Consider the following 18,464-nt stretch of genomic DNA (forward strand, 5'->3'; position numbering starts at 1 on the left):
TCGGCCGGCGGGGTGGCCGGCGGCCCGGCCGGCGGTCGGGGCCGGAACGGGCGCGGAAAATCACTCGGATGTAGTTTCCCACGGGGGTCCGACACGTCCGCCGGTGCCTCGGCCGGTCGGGCCGCCGGTGCTCAGGCGGAGCGGGCGATCTCGATCCAGCGGTCCAGCGAGGCGGCGGCGGCGCCGGAGTCGATCGACTCGGCGGCCCGGGCCATCCCGGCGCGCAGCGCCTCGACCAGGTCGCCGTCGAGCGGGCCCTGGGTGGCCAGCGCGGCGGCGGCGTTGACGAGCACCGCGTCCCGCACCGGGCCGGTCTCGCCGGCCAGCAGCCGCCGGGCCACGTCGGCGTTGTACGCCGCGTCCCCGCCCCGCAGCTCGGCGAGGGTGGACCGGGGCACCCCGAGGTCGGTGGCGTCCACCACGGCCTCCCTGACGGTGCCGGCCTGGGCCGCCCAGACCCGGGTGGGCGCGGCGGTGGTGAACTCGTCGAGGCCGTCCTCGCCCCGCAGCACCAGCACCGAGTCGCCCCGACCGGCGAAGACGGCAGCCATCACCGGCGCCATCCGCAGGTCGAAGCAGCCGACCGCGCCGGCCCGGGGCCGGGCCGGGTTGGTCAGCGGGCCGAGGAAGTTGAAGAAGGTGGGCACGCCCAGCTCGCGCCGGGTCGGGCCGGTGTGCCGCATGCCCGGGTGGAACCGGCCGGCGAAGCAGAAGCCGATGCCTGCCTCGGCCACGCACCGGGCCACCCCCTCGGGGGACAGGTCCAGCGGCAGGCCCAGGAACTCCAGCAGGTCGGCCGTGCCGCACAGGGACGAGGCGGCCCGATTGCCGTGCTTGACCACCCGGACCCCGGTGCCGGCCACCACGAGGGCGGCCATGGTGGAGATGTTCACGGTGTGGGCGAGGTCACCGCCGGTGCCGACCACGTCGAGCGCGGACGTCCGCAGCTCCTCCGGCAGCTCGACGGGCACCGCCTCGCCGAGCATCGCCTCGACCAGCCCGGCCAGCTCGGCCGGGGTCTCACCCTTGGCCCGCAGCGCGACGGCGAAGCCGGCGATCTGCGCCGAACCCGCCGAGCCGGCCATGATCTCGCCCATCGCCCAGGCGGTGTCCGCGGTGGAGAGTTCCTCGCCGTGTAGCAGCGCGGAGATCAGGTGCGGCCAGGTCCGTTCGCCCATGGCGGGCCTCCCGATCGGGCGTGGGGTGCGGAAACGGGGTGCGACCGGGGTGGGCCGCGGGTCGGGCCGGGCGTCGCCGGTGGCGCCGGGCCGCGGTGGCTCAGGCCGGGGCGTGGCTGCGCAGCAGCTCGGCGACGGTGGTGCCGGTGGTCACCGGGTCGAGCGGGTGCACCAGGGTGGCGTCGACCTGGGCGTACGCGGCCAGCCAGCGGTCGGCGGCGCGGGCGATCACCAGGCAGGTCGGGGGGGCGTCGTCCCGGTCGTCCTTGATCTGCCGGGCGATGCCGAGGCCGCCGCCGGGGCTCGCCTCGCCGTCGAGCAGCATCAGGTCGATCTCGTACTCGTCGACCAGCCGGATGCACCCGGCGTAGTCGGACGCGTCGACGAACTCGATCTTCAGCCCGGGGGCGGGCCGGGTGCCGACGGCCAGCCGCATCCGGTCACGGACCTGCGGGTCGTCGCTGTAGAGCAGGACGGTGCAAAGACGATCGCTCATCGCTGGCTGGCTCCCACCTCGTAGCTGCGCGCTGATCGTACCCGCCGCCGCCGGCCCGTCGACCTCGCGCCCACGCGGCGCGGTCGGCGTACCGGAAAGGGCAGGTCAGGGTGTTGTTTCCGCCGCCTCCGCGGCGCGCTGGCGGGCCTCCTGGCGGTCCAGTTCGCGGTCGAGCCGGCGGGCCTCCCGCTCGGACTGGCGTATCCACTGCGCCACCAGCACCGCGAGCATCGTCACACTGACGAACTCGCCGCCGGCCCACAGGACCCCACCGGCGACCACCTGGTCGTCCCAGGGGTTCGACCAGGTCAGGCCGAGCGACGGGTACCAGTCGCCGCCGAAGAGCGTGGTGCTCTGCATGATCGTGAGCCCGAGCACGGTGTGGAACGGCACCGACAGCACCATGAGCAGCGCCCGGCCCGGGTACGGCCACCGGCCGGGCAGCGGGTCCAGCCCGAGCAGCGGCCAGAAGAACACGCAGCCGGTCATGATGAAGTGCGCGTGCACCACCTCGTGCGCCCAGGCGTGTTCGAGGGTGTAGCGGTACAGGTCGGTGAAGTAGAGCGCGAAGGGGTTCACCACGAAGATGGCGAACGCCACCAGCGGGAAGCTGTAGATCCGGGCGATCCGGCTGTGCACGATCGCCAGCAGCCGCTTGCGCGGCCGGACCGGCAGGGTGCGCAGGGCCAGGGTGATCGGGGCGCCGAGGGCCAGGAAGATGGGCGAGACCATCGACAGCACCATGTGTTGCACCATGTGCACCGACAGCAGCGCGGTGTCGTACGCGTGCAGGCCGCTGACCGTGACCGCGGCGATCCCGCCGAGGCCCGGGCCGAGGAAGAACACTGTGCGGGCGACCGGCCAGCGGTCCCCGCGCAGCCGGAGCCGGTGCACTCCGTAGAGGTACAGCCCGGCGGCGAGGACCAGCCCGAGGGCCAGCCAGCTGTCCAGCCGGGTCTCGGTGAACACCCGGGCCACGGTGAACGGCGGCGGAATCGGGTCGCCGCCGGCCGCGACAGCAGGCAGCGCGGCGACCGCCGAGGTGGCGGCGAAGATCGAATCGACGTGCAGCACGCTTTTCAGGCTAGGCCAGGCGAACCGGACCCCCACGATCGGGCCACCTGTGCCACCGATTTGCCCCCCCGCTGATCGCCGGCCGTGGTCAGGGGCAATAATGACCGCGTGACTGCGGCCCCAGCCATTGACAAGAGCCGGATCCACTCTCTGACACGGCCCAACATGGTCAGCGTCGGGACGATCGTGTGGCTCTCCAGCGAACTCATGTTCTTCGCGGCGCTGTTCGCGATGTACTTCTCCATCCGTGCGGCAGCGCCGGAGCAGTGGGCGAAGCACACCGAGCACCTCAACATCCCGTACGCGACCACCTTCACGGTGATCCTGGTGTTGTCCTCGGTGACCTGCCAGCTCGGTGTGTTCGCCGCCGAGAAGGGTGACGTCCACGCCCTCCGGCGTTGGTTCACCATCACCTTCGTGATGGGTCTGATCTTCGTGCTCGGTCAGGTGAACGAGTACCGGACCCTGGTCCACGAGGGCGTGAAGATCAACGCGGACGGGTACGGGTCGATGTTCTATCTGACCACCGGCTTCCACGGCCTGCACGTGACCGGCGGTCTGATCGCCTTCATCATCTTCATGGTCCGCACGACCATGGGCCGGTTCACCCCGGCCCAGGCCACGTCGGCGATCGTCGTGTCGTACTACTGGCACTTCGTCGATGTCGTGTGGATCGGCCTCTACGCCATGATCTACTGGCTTCAGTGATCTTGGCGCGTCACGAACCGCGCCGCTGCCCCGTCCCCTGAGACAAGGTCCCACCGGTTAAGGACACAGGTCATGACTTCTGACAACGACCGCCGACGCGGTCTGCTCGCGCGGCTGCGCGGCGAGCGGTCCGCGGGGCGCAGCAGGGGCCGCCGCCGGCTGGGCGCCGCGGTCCGGCTGATCGCCGCGCTGACGCTGGCCGGCGGCGCCTACACCGTCTTCGCCCCCGGCGTGCAGGCGCAGGAAAACCCGTCGATCACCGGCGCCGCCGCCGAGGGCAAGGCGCTGTTCGACGTGAGCTGCGTGTCCTGCCACGGTCGCAACGCGCAGGGCGTCGAGGGTCGTGGCCCGAGCCTGGTCGGGGTCGGTGCGGCCTCGGTCGAGTTCCAGGTCAGCTCCGGCCGCATGCCCATGGCCCGCCAGGAGGCGCAGGCCATGCGCAAGCCGCCGGTGTTCACCGACGAGGAGGTCCGCCAACTCGGCCAGTACGTCCAGGAGCTCGGCGGCGGCCCGCAGGTGCCCGAGGGTGACCTGCGCGAGGGCGCCAACCTGGCGACCGGCGGTGAGTTGTTCCGGATCAACTGCTCGCAGTGCCACGCCTTCGGCGGTGGCGGCGGGGCCCTGTCCTCCGGCAAGTACGCGCCGAGCCTGCGCCCGGCGACCGACCGGCAGATCTACGCCGCCATGCTGAGCGGCCCGCAGAACATGCCGGTCTTCGGGGACAACCAGATCACCCCGGAGCAGAAGGCGGACGTCATCGCCTACATCCAGGACACCCTGAAGTCCGACCAGGATCAGGGTGGCTTCAACCTCGGTCGGTACGGGCCGTCCACCGAGGGCCTGGCGATCTTCCTGGTCGGCATCGTCGCGCTCGTCTTCGCCAGCCTGTGGATCGCGGGCAAGTCGTGACCGAGCGGATCATTCGATTCAGCGCTGTGGTGCCGCAGCTCGGCACCGCCCGTAGCGAGGTGACGGCATGAGCACCAAGACCGAGCACCAGGCCCACCAGGGCCCGGAGCCGCTCGACGTCCACGATCCGCGGCTGAGCCGGTTCGACATCGTCCGGGAGGGCGCGCGTCGGGACGACATCGAGATCGTCCACTACGAGGAGCAGGTCGTCCCCGGCAGCCGGGCGGAGCGACGGCTGACCCGCACGGTCGCCTCGATGTTCCTGCTGACCGGCCTGGCCGCGACCGCCTTCCTGATCATCTACATCTGGTGGCCCTGGAAGTACGAGCCGGGCTCGGGCGGGGACAAGTACTACACCCCGCTGCTCGGCGTCACCCTCGGCCTGGCTCTGCTGGGCGTCGGTTTCGGCATCCTGACCTGGGGCAAGAAGCTGCTGCCCAAGGAGGTGTCGATCCAGGACCGGCACGTGGTGGACCCCGACGCGCCGGAGAGCCGCAAGATCACCGGCGAGACGATGCTCTTCCTCGCCGACGAGCTGGGCGTGAAGCGCCGTCCGCTGCTGGGTATCTCGCTGCTGGCCGGCCTGGCTCCGGTCGCCGCAGTCGCCGCAGCGCCGCTGGTCGGTGGCCTGATCTCCAACCCGCACAAGAACAACCAGATGTTCACCACCGGCTTCGCGCCGGTCGGGGGCAAGAAGATCCGGCTGGTCCGCGAGGACGGCCGGCCGATCCGCCCGGCCGACGTCAGCGTCGGCGGCCAGATCACGGTCTTCCCCGGCATCGAGCACGGGGTGAGCAACAAGCACGCCGACTCGCCGACGCTGCTGATCCACCTGCGCGAGGACGACGCCCAGCAGTCCCGGGCGGCCAACGCGCGGACGAAGCCCAGCCACGGCGACTACATGTGGGGCAACTACACGGCGTACTCCAAGATCTGTACGCACGCGGGCTGCCCGGCGAGCCTGTACGAGCAGCAGACCAACCGTCTGCTCTGCCCGTGCCACCAGTCCCAGTTCCTGATCACCGACAACGCGCGGCCGATCTTCGGCCCGGCCAGCCGGCGGCTGCCGCAGCTGCCGATCGAGGTGGACGAAGAGGGCTTCTTCGTGGCGCGGTCGGACTACACCGAGACCGTCGGGCCTGACTTCTGGGAGCGGCCGTGAAGCGTCGTAAATTGGACATGGCGTCCGTGCCGGGCAAGGCGGCGGTGGGGGCGGACGAGCGGCTCCAGGTCTCCACTCCGCTGCGCAAGCTGCTGAACAAGGTCTTCCCGGACCACTGGTCGTTCCTGCTCGGCGAGATCGCGCTGTTCTCGTTCGTCGTGCTGCTGCTGACCGGTGTCTTCCTCACCTTCTTCTACGAGCCGGCGATGACCGAGGTGGTCTACAACGGCAGCTACGCCCCCCTGCGGGGCACGCCGATGTCGGCCGCGTACGCCTCCAGCCTGGACATCTCGTTCGACGTCCGCGGTGGCCTGATCATACGGCAGATGCACCACTGGTCGGCGCTGCTGTTCATGGCCGCGATCGTCGTGCACATGCTGCGGGTCTTCTTCACCGGCGCGTTCCGCAAGCCGCGGGAGACCAACTGGATCATCGGCTCGCTGCTGTTCTGGGTCGGCTTCCTGGCCGGCTTCACCGGCTACTCGCTGCCGGACGACGGCCTGTCCGGCACCGGCCTGCGGATCGCCTCCGCGATCATGCTGTCGATCCCGGTGATCGGCTCCTGGGTCACCTCGTCGGTCTTCGGCGGGGAGTTCCCGGGCGACATCATCATGAGCCGGTTCTTCATCGCCCACGTGCTGCTCGTCCCGGGTCTGCTGGTGGCGCTGATCAGCGCCCACCTCGGCCTGGTCTTCAAGCAGAAGCACACCCAGTGGCCCGGCCCCGGCCGGACCAACGACAACGTGGTCGGCGAGCGGATGTTCCCGCGGTACGCGTTGAAGCAGGGCGGCTTCTTCATGGTCGTCTTCGGCGTGATCGCCCTGATGGGTGGTCTGTTCCAGATCAACCCGATCTGGTACTTCGGCCCGTACGAGGCGTGGGTGGTCTCGGCCGCCAGCCAGCCCGACTGGTACGTCATGTTCCTCGACGGCTCCACCCGCCTCATGCCGGCGTGGGAGATCAACATCCCGATCGGCGACGGGTACGTCATCCCGCCGCTGTTCTGGCCCACGGTCGTGCTGCCGGGCATCCTGGTCGGTCTCTCCACGCTCTATCCGTTCGTGGAGGCCCGCCGGCTCAAGGACACCCGCATCCACAACCTGCTCCAGCGCCCCCGGGACGCCCCGGAGCGGACCGCGATCGGCGCGATGGCGGTGTCGTTCTACGTCGTGCTCACCCTCTCGGGTGCCAACGACGTGATCGCGGACAAGTTCCAGATCAGCCTGAACGCGATGACCTGGGCGGGCCGGATCGGCCTGCTGCTCCTCCCGCCGCTGGCGTACTACGTGACGTACCGGCTCTGCCTGGGCCTGCAGCAGCACGACCGGGAGGTGCTGGCCCACGGCGTGGAGACCGGCATCATCCGGCGGCTGCCGGACGGCCGGTTCGAAGAGGTCCACCAGCCGCTCACTGCGGCGGGCCACGACGGCCACGGCGAACTGGACTACGTCGGCTGGGTGGTGCCCAAGAAGATGAACCGGCTCGGCGCCCTCGGCCCGGCCATCCGGGGCTTCTTCTACCCGATCGAGAAGCTGGCCGAGGCGCCGGTCTCGCCGGGGCACCCGCCGGTCGAGCCCCGGCCGGAGCGGGAGGAGATCGGCAGCGGCGAGAGCCGCCGCTGACCCGCCCGAGACAACGCAAGCGTGGCGCCCGCCGGATCCCTCCGGCGGGCGCCACGTCCGTTTTTCGCCCTCCGGGTGGCTGCCGGCCAGCGGAGACGCCCCCGGTGCCGCACGCGCGGTGGCTACGGAACCGGCAGGGTTAATCCGGGTCAGCCGGGTATCCGTGCGGTCCAACGAAAAAGGGGGGGAAACATGTTGGGTCTCAAACGCCTCGGACTGCTCGCCACCCTGGTGGTGGTCGGGCTGGCGCCCGCGGCGGCGGCGCAGGCCGCGGCGCAGCCGTCGACGCAGGACACCCAGTACCTGCAGGCGCTGCACCAGGTGAACCTGGCGGAGATGGAAACCGGGAAGCTGGCGCAGGAAAAGGGCCAGAACCAGCAGGTCAAGGACCTTGGTGCGCAGTTCGTCACGGACCACACCCAGCTGGACCAGACGGTGCAGAGCACCGCGCAGCAGCTCAACGTCCAGTTGCCGGACGCGCCGACCGCCGACCAGCAGGAGGTCATCGACAGGCTGAAGAACCTCAACGGCGCCGAGTTCGACAAGGCATGGGTGACCGCCGAGCTGGCCGGCCACGTCCAGGCCATCCAGGCCACCCAGACCGAGATCTCGCAGGGCTCCGAGCAGTCGGTGGTCCAGCTGGCCCAGAACGCCCTGCCGGTGCTCCAGGCGCACTACGACGCGCTGGTGGCCCTGGCCCAGACCCTGGGCGTCCCGGTCCCGCAGACCAGCGCCAGCGGCACGCCCAGCCCGGGTGGCAGCGGCACGCCGAGCCCGGGTGGCAGCGCCACGACGCCGGCCCCGGGCGGCACCATCACCGAGTCGCCGACCCCGGAGAACACCGAGACGCCGACCCCGGAGAACACCGAGACGCCGGCCCCGGAGAACACCGAGACGCCGGTTCCGAGCGTGAGCTGACGTCGTAGCACCGCCGGTAGCCAGCCCACCGACCGGTGGGCTGGCCACCGCCGTGCGCGGGGCGGGTCAGTCCGCGCTGGCCAGGCCGATGGCGAACGCCTCCTCCAGGTCGTGCCGGGAGTACGCCCGGAAGGCGATGTGCGACTCCGTGTCCAACACGCCGGGAACCTTGGAGATGCTGCCGGCGATCACCTGGGCGATCTCGTCGAACTCCCGGACCCGCACGACGGCGATCAGGTCGACGTGCCCGGCCACGGAGTAGACCTCGCTGACCCCGGGCAGGTTGGCCAGGTTCTCGGCCACCTCGGGGATCGAGTCGGTGGCGCAGTCGATCAGTACGATCGCGGTGATCACGGGTCCGCTCCTTCGTCGTGCGTCCACTCCCGCCGGTCGGCGTCGATCACCATGCTAGAGGCCGCCCGGTCCGCCCGGACCGGGACCGGCGGGCCGCAACGGGACGCCGCCGGAGGGTCGCCCTCAGCGGCGCGCGGCCGGGACGGTCAGGCCCCCCGGCGCGCGGACCACCCCGGTCAGGCGCTCCCCGGCGGCCACCTCGGCGCCCGGCCAGAGGACCGACCGGGTCACCTCGCCCCGCACCGTCGCCCCCGCGCCCACCACCGACTCCCGGCACCGACCGGTGACCGTGGCGCTCGGGTCGACCAGGTTGCCGCCGCCCGCGGCGTGCAGGTTCGCCGCCAGGTAGTCCGCCGGGGTGCCGGTGTCGTAGAAGGTGCCCCGGTACGGCACCACGGTCAGCGCCCCGGCCGCCTCGGCCGGCCGCCACACCGCCCGGACCAGGTCGCCCGGCTCGACGGGCAGGCCCCGCACCAGCCGCCAGGGCAGCAGCGAGAAGCCGACGAACCGGTGGCCGTCGAAGGTGCCGGGGGCGGCCGGATCGTCGGCGGGCAGGCCGAGCAGGCGCACGGTCTCGCCGTCCCAGCCGGCCAGCAGCGCGGCGACGTCCGGGCCCGGCGCGGCGGCCGGATCCGCCAGGTACGCGTCGGCGTTGCCGACCAGCACGCCCCGGCCGGCGATCCAGTCCCGCAGGTTCGCCACGCCGCCGGCCGTGCCGAGCGGGTCGCCGGGCTCGACCGACAGGTGGGCCCGGCCGCCGACGTGCGCGACCACCTGGTCGCCGAGGTAGCAGGCGTTCACGGCGACCCGGGCCGGGCCGCTGAGGCCGAGCCCGGCCAGCCGGGCCAGCGCCCGGTCCAGCAGCGGCGTGTTGCCGACCGGGCAGAGCGCCTTGGGCAGCCGCTCGGTCAGCGGGCGCAGCCGGGTCCCCTCGCCGGCGGCGAGCACCACCGCGCAGATCTCCGGCCCGCCCCCGCCGGACGCCGGGGCGGTCACGCCGTCGGGCGGGGCGGCGGCATCTCGCCGGCCCGCGGCCCGATGCCGTAGTAGCCGAGCAGGTTCGCCGTCGCCCGGCTCAGCCGGGGCAGGTCGTCCAGCGGGTGCCAGGCGGCCTCGTAGACCTCAGCGCCGTCGACCTTCAGTTCCGTGGTCGACGCCGGGACCTCGGTCTCGAAGACCACGTCCACCCAGCCCTTGGCGTGCACCAGCGCGTTCGGCACCGCCGGGCGGAGCCGGTCCGGGGCGAGCCGGACCCCGGACTCCTCGAACAGCTCGCGCGCCGCGCCGACGACCGGGTCCTCGCCGCGTTGCAGCAGCCCGGCCGGGAGCGTCCAACTGTGTCCCGGCGGCTGGCGCAGCAGCAGCAGGCGGCCGGGGCCGGCGGCCTCGGCGTCACGGACCAGGGTGACCGCCCCGACGATGTACTTCGGTGTGGCGAGCCGGACGAGCCGGCGTCGCACCGACACGGGCAGCCGGTAGAAGACCTGATAGGCGAAGGCCCGTCCGGTGGCGCGGGAGCGGGGGATCATGGGTCCAGGTTAGTGGCCGGCGGGGGCCGGGCCGGCCACCGGGGGGAGAACGGTCAGTGCCGATGGTCGACCAGGTCGATGAGCTGGAGCACCACCGCGTCGGGCTCGAGGGCCCGGTCGAAGACCGCCACCAGCATGGTCTCCAGGTCCGGGTAGCCCAGTTCCTCCGACAGCCGCAGCAGCGGCAGGTCGTTGGCCAGCCCCCGGTTGTGCTTGCGCAGCGCCAGCCCGATGGTGGCCCGGCCGAGGCGGACCTTGTCGGCGATCGAGATGCCCGGCTCGGTGTGCTCGGCGAACCACCGGTTGATCTGCATCTGGGCGTGCGGGGACTTCACGAAGCCGAGCCACTCCTTGCGGGGACCGCGCGGGGCGACGTCCGCCTCGAAGCCGGTCTCGGCGTCGGTCTCGGTGAAGATCTCCACCACGTCGCCCTCGTCCAGTTCGGAGGAGAGCGGGGCGAGCCGGCCGTTGATCCGGGCCGCCAGGCAGCGGTCGCCCCGGTCGGAGCCCAGCTCGTACGCCACGTCCACCGGGGTCGCCCCGGCGGGGAGGACCACCTGCCGGCCCTCGGTGACCACCTGGACCTGCGCCTCGGCGAGGTCGCAGCGCAGCGACTGGAGGAACTGCGCCGGGTCCGCGGCCTCCTGCTCCCAGTCGAGCACCCGGCGCAGCCAGTCGAGCTGTTGGGCGCGGGCGGCGGCCCCGGCGGTGCGGGGGGACCGGAAGTCGGCGGCGATGCCGTACTCGGCGGCGCGGTGCATCTCCTCGGTGCGGATCAGCACCTCGACCGTGCGGTTCTTCGGGCCGCACACGCTGGTGTGCAGCGAGCGGTAGAGGTTGTTCTTGGGGGAGGCGATGAAGTCCTTGAACCGGCCGGGCGCGGGCCGCCAGAGGCCGTGCACCGCGCCGAGAGCCGCGTAGCAGTCGGTCGCCGGGCCGTCCACCACGATCACGATCCGGGGCAGGTCGTACGGGGCGCCGTGGCCGCCGGCGACGGTGTCCTTCCAGATCGAGTAGAGGTGCCGGGGGCGGGGGGCCACCTGCGCGTCGACCCGGCTGCGGCGCAGCGCCACCTTCGCCTTGGCGACCACGTCGCCGAGGTACGCGTCCCAGCCGGGCCGGTCGTGCACGAACCGGGCGATCCGGGCGTGCTCGTCGGGCTCCAGGTGCAGCAGCACCACGTCGTCCAGCTCGCGTTTGAGGGTCTGGATGCCGAGCCGGTCGCAGAGTGGGACCAGCACCTCCAGCGTCTTGCGGGCGATGCGCTCCCGCGACGCGGCCGAGCGGACCCCGAGGGTGCGCATGTTGTGCAGCCGGTCGGCCAGCTTGATGATCAGCACCCGGACGTCCTTGCCGGCCGCGATGATCATTTTCCGGGTGGTCTCCGCCTCGGCGGCCTTGCCGTAGAACGCCTTGTCGAACTTGGTCACCCCGTCGACCAGGTGGGCCACCTCGCCGCCGAAGTCCTCGGCCAGGGCCTGGAGGGTGTAGCGGGTGTCCTCCACCGTGTCGTGCAGCAGCGCGGCGACCAGGGTGGTGGGGTCCATGCCCAGCTCCGCGCAGATCTGGGCGACCGCCAGCGGGTGGGTGATGTAGGGCTCGCCGCTCTTGCGGAACTGGCCGCGGTGCATGTTCTCCGCGATCGTGTACGCCCGGCGCAGCACCGACGGGTCGGTGCCGGTGTGGATCGCCCGGTGGGTGCGGACGAGATGGGTGACCGGGTCTGTCTCGGCGCTCGGCCAGCTCAGCAACGACCGCAGCCGACGGGCCAGGGGCAGTTCACCCGGCTGGGTCGGGAGCGCGCCCCCCAGGGCGGCGCCGTGTCCGGCGTCGACGTCCACGAAGGACACCTCCTAACCCCGGCCCCACGGCAGCCGGGCACCGGCAACCGGGAGCAGGCCCACGAAACGGGCAGTACTGCACTTCCTTAACAGCCTAAGCGAGGCGGGGTCGTCCGATCGGTCACTTGGTCATGGGCGTTCGGTCGAGAGTTGGTGGGACGAGGCGCCCTCGGCCTTGCTGAGCAGGTCACGGAAGCGGCCCGCCCCGGCAGCCGGGGACGACCAGCCGGAGGACATCTCCACCAACCGGGTATCGGGTCGCTCCAGCCAGGACAGGATTCGCTCCGACTCCTCGGCGGAGGCCCGGGGCACCGGGCCGTGCCCGGGCGGGACCGTCTCGGCCGTCGCCCGGATCGCGTTCAGCGTCGGCCGTGGGTGGACGCCGGGCGGGGAGACCCCCGCGCCGGCCAGCCGGCCGTGCCGGACCAGGGCCAGCTCCCAGCCGCCCCGGGCGGCCGGGCGGGCGGCGGCCAGCTCGGCGATGCCGGCCAGCGCGGCCAGCCGCTGCATCCGTACCGTCGCGCGCAGCACCGCGGCGAGCCGCGAGCGCACCACGGCCGCCTCCTCGTAGCGCTGGTCGGCCGCCAGCGCCTCGACCCGGGCCAGCAGGGCGTCCACCACGGACCCGGGGTCGCTGGCCGTGGCGGTGCGGAACGGCGCGACGGCGCGGTCGTCGTACTCCTGTGGGGTGATCCGGTGCTCGCAGGGCGCCGGACAGCGACCCAGCTCGGCCAGCGCGCAGGCCGGGGTGACCGTGCGCAGCGACAGCCGGTGCGTGCACTGGCGCAGCGGCACGGCGTCGTGGAAGCCGGCGGCGGCCAGGTCGGCCGCCCGCCGGGAGCTGAACGGCCCCAGGTAGGCCTCGTCACCGGGGGCCAGCGACCGGACCACCGACAACCGGGGGTACGGCCCGTCGGTGAGCCTGAGCCAGATCATCCGCTCGGGATACTTCGACCGTCGGTTGTACGGCGGCGCGTGCGCGCCGATCAGCCGCAGCTCGCGCACCTCCGCCTCCAACGAGTGGGCGCACTCGACGGCCTCCACCCGCTCGGCGGCGGCGAGCATCTCGGAGATCCGGGCCCGCTTCTCGGCGGCGGTGAAGTAGCTGCGCACCCGGGTGGCGATGTCGCCGGAGGTGCCGATGTAGAGCGGCCGGTCGTCGGCGGCCCGGAAGATGTAGACCCCGGGGACCTTCGGCAGCCCGTCGGCGAGGTGCCGCTTGCGCCGCTGGGTCGGGGTGACCGCCCGGGCGAACTCGATCGCCTCGCCGACCGTGTCGACCCGGTGCCCGCCCAGCCGGGCGATCAGCCCGTGCAGCACGTCGACGGTGGCCTTGGCGTCGTCGAGGGCCCGGTGGGTGGGCTGGGTGGCGGTGCGGAAGTACGCCGCCAGGGTGCCCAGCTTGCGGTTGGGCACCTCGTCGCGGGTGAGCACCCGGCGGGCCAGCGCCGCGGTGTCCAGCACCCGGGGGTTGGGCCAGCGGTAGCCGTGCCGCGCGCAGGCCGCCTTGAGGAAGCCGACGTCGTAGGGGGCGTTGTGGGCGACCAGCACCGCGTCGGCGATGAACTCCAGGAAGCTCGGCAGCACCTGCTCGATCGGCGGCGCGGGGATCAACATGGCCTGGGTGATCCCGGTCAGCACGGTGATGAACGGCGGGATCGGCACGCCCGGGTCGACCAGGCTGGCCAGCACCCCCAGCTCCTCGCCGCCGCGCACCTTGACCGCGCCGATCTCGGTGATCCCGCCACCGTCCGGCGCGCCGCCGGTGGTCTCCAGGTCGACCACCACGAAGGTCGTCGCGTACAGCGGCAGGGCCGGGTCCACCCCGTCGCCGGCGGCCCGGTCCAGACCGGCGAGCGCCTGCTGGACGTACTCCTCTCGTGCCACCTGCGGCACGCTAGTCCGCGGGTGCGACACTCCCGCATCAGCGGCCCCAGACGTCATAACCGGTCTAGGATGAGAGATCGGCTCACCACCGGGCGGTGGGCCCGGTCGCGGTGGGAGACTTGCCACATGCCCCTCACCGAGCCCTACGACGACAACCTCCCGGGGGAGGTGTCGGCCGGTGCCATGCGCCACCCCGGTGAGGACTCCCCGGACACCGACCGCGAGCCCGACCTGCGGCGCGAGCCCGACCCGTCGCGTCCCGACCTGACGGAGCCGCCTGCCGGGGAGCCGGAGCCGACACTGCCGGAGCCGGTACGCCAGCGGATCGTCGCGCTCACCGCCGCCGTGCTGCCGGTCCTGCCCGGCGACGAGGTGCCGGTGCCGCTGCGCCGGGTGGCCAAGTTCGCCCCCAACCGCCGGGCCCGGCTCGGCGCCTCGGTGATCGCCGCCCAACTCGCCGCCGACCCACTGTTCCGGCAGCGGATCACCACCCGGGTGCTCGCCGACGCCGGCGACCTCGGCGCCGCCGTGATCGAGGGCACCGCCCCGGCCGCCGCCGACCCGGTCGAGGTGGCCGCCCTGGCGTACCTGGCCCGGCCCCGGGGCTGGCGCGATCTGATCGAGGCCAGCGGCGCGGCGGTGCGGGCCGAGGCGGACAAGGCCGTCGTCGACGAGCTGATACGCGAGGCCGAGCAGCGGGCCGGCCGGGCCGAGCACGACCGGGCGGTGGCCCGGGTGGAGGCCGACAAGCTGCGCGACGAGCTGGCCCGGGTCCGCGAGGAACTCGGCCAGCTCCGCGAGGAGAGCCGCCAGGTCGCCCGTACCCTGCGGGAGACCCAGGCCCGGGAGCGCAAGGCCGGCGAGTTGCTGGCCACCGAGCGGGGTCGGGCCACCCGGGCCGCGGCCGACGCGGACGCCGAGCTGCGCCGCGCCCGGGCCCGGCTGGCCGATGCCGAGGCGGCGGCCGGCGTGGCCCGGGTCAGCGCGAAGGAGGCCCGCTCGGTCGACGACGCGCGGCTGTGGTTGCTGCTGGAGACGATCGGGCAGGCCGCCGTCGGGTTGCGCCGCGAGCTGGCGCTGGACCCGGTCGACCAGCTTCCCGCCGACTTCGTCGCCGACGCCTTCGCCGACCGGTCGGCGCCCACCCCGGCCGGCGCCGCCACCCGGGCCCGCGACACCGACGACCCGGCCCGCCTCGACCAGCTCCTCGCGCTGCCCAAGGCGCACCTGGTGGTCGACGGCTACAACGTGACCAAACGCGGCTTCGGCGAGATGTCCCTGGAACAGCAGCGCAAGCGGCTGATCACCGGACTGGGCGGGATCGCGGCCCAGACCGGTGACGAGGTCACCGTCGTCTTCGACGGCGCGGAGCGGATGCACGGCCTGCCGCCCACCCCGCGCGGCGTGCGGGTGCTCTTCTCCCGCAAGGGCGAGACCGCCGACGAGCTGATCCGGCGGCTGGTCCGGGCCGAGCCGGCCGGCCGGCCGGTGGTGGTGGTCTCCTCCGACCGGGAGGTCGCCGACGGGGTGCGCCGGCACGGCGCGTACCCGCTGGGCGCCGACTCGCTGCTGCGCCGGCTGGCCCGTTCCTGATCCGGGGCGCTTGCTCGGATCTGGGGCGTAGCGAGCTGGTTGTCCGATTCTGTCGTACCCCTGCCGTAGCGTCGGGATGACCGACGGTGGCCGGCGGCGACGACGGCGACCTGGGCGACGACGTGGTCGGCCAGGTCGGTTCCGCCCGCCGCCGACGCATCGCTTCAGGAGGAACGATGCTGATCGACTGCGACAGGTGCGCGATCCGGGGCGCGGGCTGCTCCGGCTGCCTGGTGACCGCGTTGTTCGACGACGGGCCGGGGGGCGAGCTCGGCGCCGCCGAGCAGCGGGCGATCGAGGTGTTCGCCCGGGCCGGCTTCGACGTCGAGGTGCTCCCGCCCGCCGCGCCCACCCGGGCACCCCGCTCCCGTCCGGCCCGCCGCCGGGTGGCGTAACCGCCCGCCCGCCGCCCGTCGGGGTGAGGGCTGTCGCGGCCCGGTCGGGCGACCGCCGCCGGCCGCCGCCCGGAAGGCCCCGCCGCCGGGCCATAGGATGGGCGCTCACGGCGGGAGGAGCGGCATGACGCGGGTACGACGCGACGGCGGTGCGCGCGACGCGACGCCGACCTGCCCACCGGCGGTGCCCGTCGCGGCCGGCCGCGTGCTGGCCCGTGTCCCGCTGGCCCGTGTCCCGCTGGCCCGTGCTCCGCTGGCCCGTGCTCCGCTGGCCCGTGCTCCGCTGGCCCGGGGCCTGGTGGTGGCGGGGGTGGCGGGATGACGCCACGCGGCTGGGCGGTGCTCACCCTCGCCGGGCTGGCCGTGGCGCTGCTCGTCGCCGGTGCCCTGCTGGTGCCGTGGCACCGGCCGCCGGCCCCGCGCGCCGACCAGCTCGCCGCGTTGCGGGACCTGCCCGTCGACCAGGTCGCCCACAGCCGGGAGTTCCGGGCCGCGCTGCGCCCCGCCGGCTGGGCCGGTCTCGCCCTCGGGCTGCTGGTGGCCGTGGCGCTCGGGCTCACCCCGCTGGGCAGTCGCCTCGTGGAGCTGGCAGGGCGCCCGTTCGGCGGGAACTGGATCGCCCAGGCGGTGCTCGGCGGGCTGGCCGTGGTGCTCGTCGCCGACCTGCTCACCCTGCCCCTCGCCGCCTGGCGGCAGACGCTCCTCACCCGGTACGGGCTGAGCACCCAGGGCTGGGCCGGCTGGACGGCCGACCTGCTCAAGTCGTACGCGGTCAGCGCGGTGATCGGCGCGCTCGCGCTGCTCGGCTTCTACACCGTGACCCGGCTCGCCCCGCGCTGGTGGTGGGCGTTCGGCGCGGCCGGCGCGGCCGGGCTGGTGGTGCTGCTGTCGTTCGTGCTGCCGGTGCTGGTGGAGCCGGTGTTCAACCGGTTCACCCCGATGGAGCAGGGCCCGCTGCGCACCGAGCTGATGGGCATGGCGGCCCGCGACGGGGTGCCGGTACGCGACGTGCTGGTCGCCGACGCGTCCCGGCGTACCCGCGCGGTCAACGCGTACGTCTCCGGGCTCGGGCCGACCCGCCGGGTCGTCGTCTACGACACCCTGCTGCGCGAGGCCACCCCGGCCGAGGTGACCAGCGTCGTCGCGCACGAGCTGGGGCACGCCAAGGACCGGGACGTGTGGACGGGCACGCTGACCGGGGCGCTGGGCGCCGCGCTGGCCGTGGTCGTGCTCTACCTGCTCGGCTCGGCCGGCCCGCTGCTGCGCCTGGCCGGCGTCGACTCGATCGCCGAGCCGCGCGCGTTCCCGCTGCTGATCGCGCTGGTCACGGTGGCCGGGCTGGTGACCGCCCCGGTCCAGGCACTGGTGTCCCGCCGGGTCGAGGTCCGGGCCGACGCGCACGCCCTCGCCCTCACCGGCGACCCGGCGACCTTCGAGGCGATGCAGCGCCGCCTGGCCGGGGTGAACCTGGCCGATCCCGATCCACCCCGCTGGGAGTACCTCTACTCGGCGTCGCACCCGTCCACGGTCGAGCGGATGGCCGCCGCCCGCGCCTACGCCAGGGAGGCCGGCCGATGAGCCGCACGCTGCTGATCACCAACGACTTTCCGCCCCGCGCGGGCGGCATCCAGTCCTTCGTGCACAACCTCGCCGTCCGCCAGCCCACCGGATCCGTGGTGGTCTACGCGTCGAGCTGGCGCGGGGCGGAGAAGTTCGACGCCGACCAGCCGTTCGAGGTCGTCCGGGAGCGCACCCGGGTGCTGCTGCCCACCCCGCTGGTCGCCCGCCGGGCCGCCCGGCTGGCCCGCGAGCACAACTGCGACACCGTCTGGTTCGGCGCGGCGGCCCCGCTCGGGCTGCTCGCCGCCGGGCTGCGCCGCCGCGCCGGCGTCCGCCGCGTGGTGGCCCTGACCCACGGGCACGAGGTGGGCTGGGCGGCTCTGCCCGTGGCCCGGGCCGCGCTGCGCCGGATCGGCCGGGGCGCGGACGTGGTGACGTACCTCGGCGAGTACACCCGGGTCCGGCTGGAGCGGGCGCTGCACGGGGCGACCGAGCTGCACCGGCTGGCTCCCGGCGTGGACGTCGAGACGTACCACCCGTCGGTCGACGGCGAGCCGGTCCGGGCCCGGCTCGGGCTGGCCGACCGGCCGGTGGTGGTCTGCGTCTCCCGGCTGGTGCCGCGCAAGGGCCAGGACATGCTGATCCGCGCCCTGCCGGCGATCCGCCGCCGGGTGCCGGACGCGGCGCTGCTGGTCGTCGGCGGCGGGCCGTACCGGGACACCCTGGAGAAGCTGGCCCGGCAGACGGGCGTCGAGCGGGACGTGGTCTTCACCGGCTCGGTGCCCTCGGCGGACCTGCCCGCCCACTACGCCGCCGGTGACGTCTACGCCATGCCCTGCCGCACCCGCAACCGGGGCCTGGACGTTGAAGGGCTCGGCATCGTCTACCTGGAGGCGTCCGCGACCGGCCTGCCGGTGGTGGCGGGCGACTCGGGGGGTGCGCCCGACGCCGTCCGCGAGGGCGAGACCGGGTACGTCGTCTCCGGCCACGACGTCGCCCAGCTCGCCGACCGGGTGGCCACCCTGCTCGCCGACCGGGACCTGGCCCGGCAGCTCGGCGCGGCCGGCCGGGCCTGGGTGGAGCGGGAGTGGCGCTGGGAGACCCAGGCCGCCCGGATGGCCACCCTCCTCGCCGGCTGACCGCTGCCCCTCGGCCGGCTGCCTCTGGCCGACTGCGGCTTGGCTGCTCGCTCTCCGCCGGTTGCCGCTCTTGGTTGGTTGCCGTTCTTGGTCGGTCGT

At 73.7% G+C, this 18,464-nt stretch carries 18 protein-coding genes; 10 read left to right on the forward strand and 8 right to left on the reverse strand.

From position 1 onward, the window contains the following. Positions 1-131: 131 nt before the first annotated feature. The 3 genes from trpD to OG559_RS20320 all read right to left on the reverse strand — a co-directional run bounded on the left by trpD (position 132) and on the right by OG559_RS20320 (position 2,748). Positions 132-1,178, reverse strand: a complete 1,047-nt coding sequence (gene trpD, locus OG559_RS20310) for an anthranilate phosphoribosyltransferase (RefSeq protein ID WP_405105972.1) — start codon at positions 1,176-1,178, stop codon at positions 132-134. A gap of 100 nt (positions 1,179-1,278) precedes the next feature. After that, positions 1,279-1,674 carry a hypothetical protein gene (locus OG559_RS20315; protein ID WP_396671005.1) on the reverse strand — a complete coding sequence of 132 codons (396 nt, stop codon included), beginning with the start codon at positions 1,672-1,674 and terminating at the stop codon, positions 1,279-1,281. 105 nt (positions 1,675-1,779) lie between these two features. Further along, positions 1,780-2,748, reverse strand: a complete 969-nt coding sequence (locus OG559_RS20320; protein WP_405105974.1) for a cytochrome c oxidase assembly protein — start codon at positions 2,746-2,748, stop codon at positions 1,780-1,782. A gap of 108 nt (positions 2,749-2,856) precedes the next feature. On the opposite strand from OG559_RS20320, the gene OG559_RS20325 reads away from it, so the two are divergent. From OG559_RS20325 to OG559_RS20345, 5 genes are all read left to right on the forward strand, one after another. After that, positions 2,857-3,456 carry a heme-copper oxidase subunit III gene (locus OG559_RS20325; protein WP_350882823.1) on the forward strand — a complete coding sequence of 200 codons (600 nt, stop codon included), beginning with the start codon at positions 2,857-2,859 and terminating at the stop codon, positions 3,454-3,456. Between the two features lie 72 nt (positions 3,457-3,528). Further along, positions 3,529-4,365: a cytochrome c gene (locus OG559_RS20330; protein ID WP_405105976.1), complete on the forward strand. Its 837-nt coding sequence runs from the start codon at positions 3,529-3,531 to the stop codon at positions 4,363-4,365. 67 nt (positions 4,366-4,432) lie between these two features. Next, the gene (locus tag OG559_RS20335) at positions 4,433-5,527 is read left to right on the forward strand and encodes a ubiquinol-cytochrome c reductase iron-sulfur subunit (protein WP_405105978.1); all 1,095 of its coding nucleotides are present in this window, start codon (positions 4,433-4,435) and stop codon (positions 5,525-5,527) included. Then, the gene (locus OG559_RS20340; protein ID WP_405105980.1) at positions 5,524-7,149 is read left to right on the forward strand and encodes a cytochrome bc complex cytochrome b subunit; all 1,626 of its coding nucleotides are present in this window, start codon (positions 5,524-5,526) and stop codon (positions 7,147-7,149) included. Before OG559_RS20335 ends, OG559_RS20340 begins: the two co-directional genes overlap by 4 nt. Before the next feature lie 192 nt (positions 7,150-7,341). Next, positions 7,342-8,067, forward strand: coding sequence for a DUF4142 domain-containing protein (locus OG559_RS20345; RefSeq protein WP_405105982.1), 726 nt, complete (start codon positions 7,342-7,344; stop codon positions 8,065-8,067). Positions 8,068-8,133: 66 nt separating this feature from the next. Here OG559_RS20345 and OG559_RS20350 read toward each other — a convergent pair whose 3' ends face one another. The 5 genes from OG559_RS20350 to OG559_RS20370 form a co-directional block, all read right to left on the reverse strand. Further along, positions 8,134-8,421, reverse strand: coding sequence for an Lrp/AsnC family transcriptional regulator (locus OG559_RS20350; RefSeq protein WP_396670999.1), 288 nt, complete (start codon positions 8,419-8,421; stop codon positions 8,134-8,136). Positions 8,422-8,544: 123 nt separating this feature from the next. After that, a complete protein-coding gene (locus tag OG559_RS20355; RefSeq protein WP_405105984.1) occupies positions 8,545-9,417 on the reverse strand; it encodes a sugar phosphate nucleotidyltransferase in 873 nt (290 codons plus the stop codon). Further along, the gene (locus tag OG559_RS20360) at positions 9,414-9,950 is read right to left on the reverse strand and encodes an NUDIX hydrolase (RefSeq protein WP_405105986.1); all 537 of its coding nucleotides are present in this window, start codon (positions 9,948-9,950) and stop codon (positions 9,414-9,416) included. Before OG559_RS20360 ends, OG559_RS20355 begins: the two co-directional genes overlap by 4 nt. A 53-nt stretch (positions 9,951-10,003) precedes the next feature. Then, entirely contained in the window at positions 10,004-11,791 is a 1,788-nt protein-coding gene (locus OG559_RS20365) for a RelA/SpoT family protein (RefSeq protein ID WP_405105988.1), read from the reverse strand. A gap of 129 nt (positions 11,792-11,920) precedes the next feature. Then, on the reverse strand, positions 11,921-13,678 hold the full coding sequence (locus tag OG559_RS20370; RefSeq protein ID WP_405105990.1) for a DEDD exonuclease domain-containing protein: 1,758 nt from the start codon (positions 13,676-13,678) through the stop codon (positions 11,921-11,923). A 126-nt stretch (positions 13,679-13,804) separates the two neighbouring features. Here OG559_RS20370 and OG559_RS20375 point away from each other — a divergent pair, with 126 nt between their 5' ends. The 5 genes from OG559_RS20375 to OG559_RS20395 all read left to right on the forward strand — a co-directional run bounded on the left by OG559_RS20375 (position 13,805) and on the right by OG559_RS20395 (position 18,365). Next, the gene (locus OG559_RS20375; RefSeq protein ID WP_405105992.1) at positions 13,805-15,271 is read left to right on the forward strand and encodes an NYN domain-containing protein; all 1,467 of its coding nucleotides are present in this window, start codon (positions 13,805-13,807) and stop codon (positions 15,269-15,271) included. 176 nt (positions 15,272-15,447) lie between these two features. Next, a complete protein-coding gene (locus OG559_RS20380; RefSeq protein ID WP_405116820.1) occupies positions 15,448-15,666 on the forward strand; it encodes a hypothetical protein in 219 nt (72 codons plus the stop codon). 124 nt (positions 15,667-15,790) lie between these two features. Continuing rightward, entirely contained in the window at positions 15,791-15,988 is a 198-nt protein-coding gene (locus tag OG559_RS20385) for a hypothetical protein (protein WP_405105994.1), read from the forward strand. After that, positions 15,985-17,244: a M48 family metallopeptidase gene (locus OG559_RS20390; RefSeq protein ID WP_405105995.1), complete on the forward strand. Its 1,260-nt coding sequence runs from the start codon at positions 15,985-15,987 to the stop codon at positions 17,242-17,244. The genes OG559_RS20385 and OG559_RS20390 overlap by 4 nt, the downstream gene beginning before the upstream one ends. After that, the gene (locus OG559_RS20395) at positions 17,241-18,365 is read left to right on the forward strand and encodes a glycosyltransferase family 4 protein (protein WP_405105997.1); all 1,125 of its coding nucleotides are present in this window, start codon (positions 17,241-17,243) and stop codon (positions 18,363-18,365) included. The genes OG559_RS20390 and OG559_RS20395 overlap by 4 nt, the downstream gene beginning before the upstream one ends. The last annotated feature ends 99 nt before the right edge of the window (positions 18,366-18,464 follow it).

Origin of the sequence: Micromonospora sp. NBC_01405 (assembly GCF_045040155.1) — a bacterium.
GTDB lineage: Bacteria > Actinomycetota > Actinomycetes > Mycobacteriales > Micromonosporaceae > Micromonospora.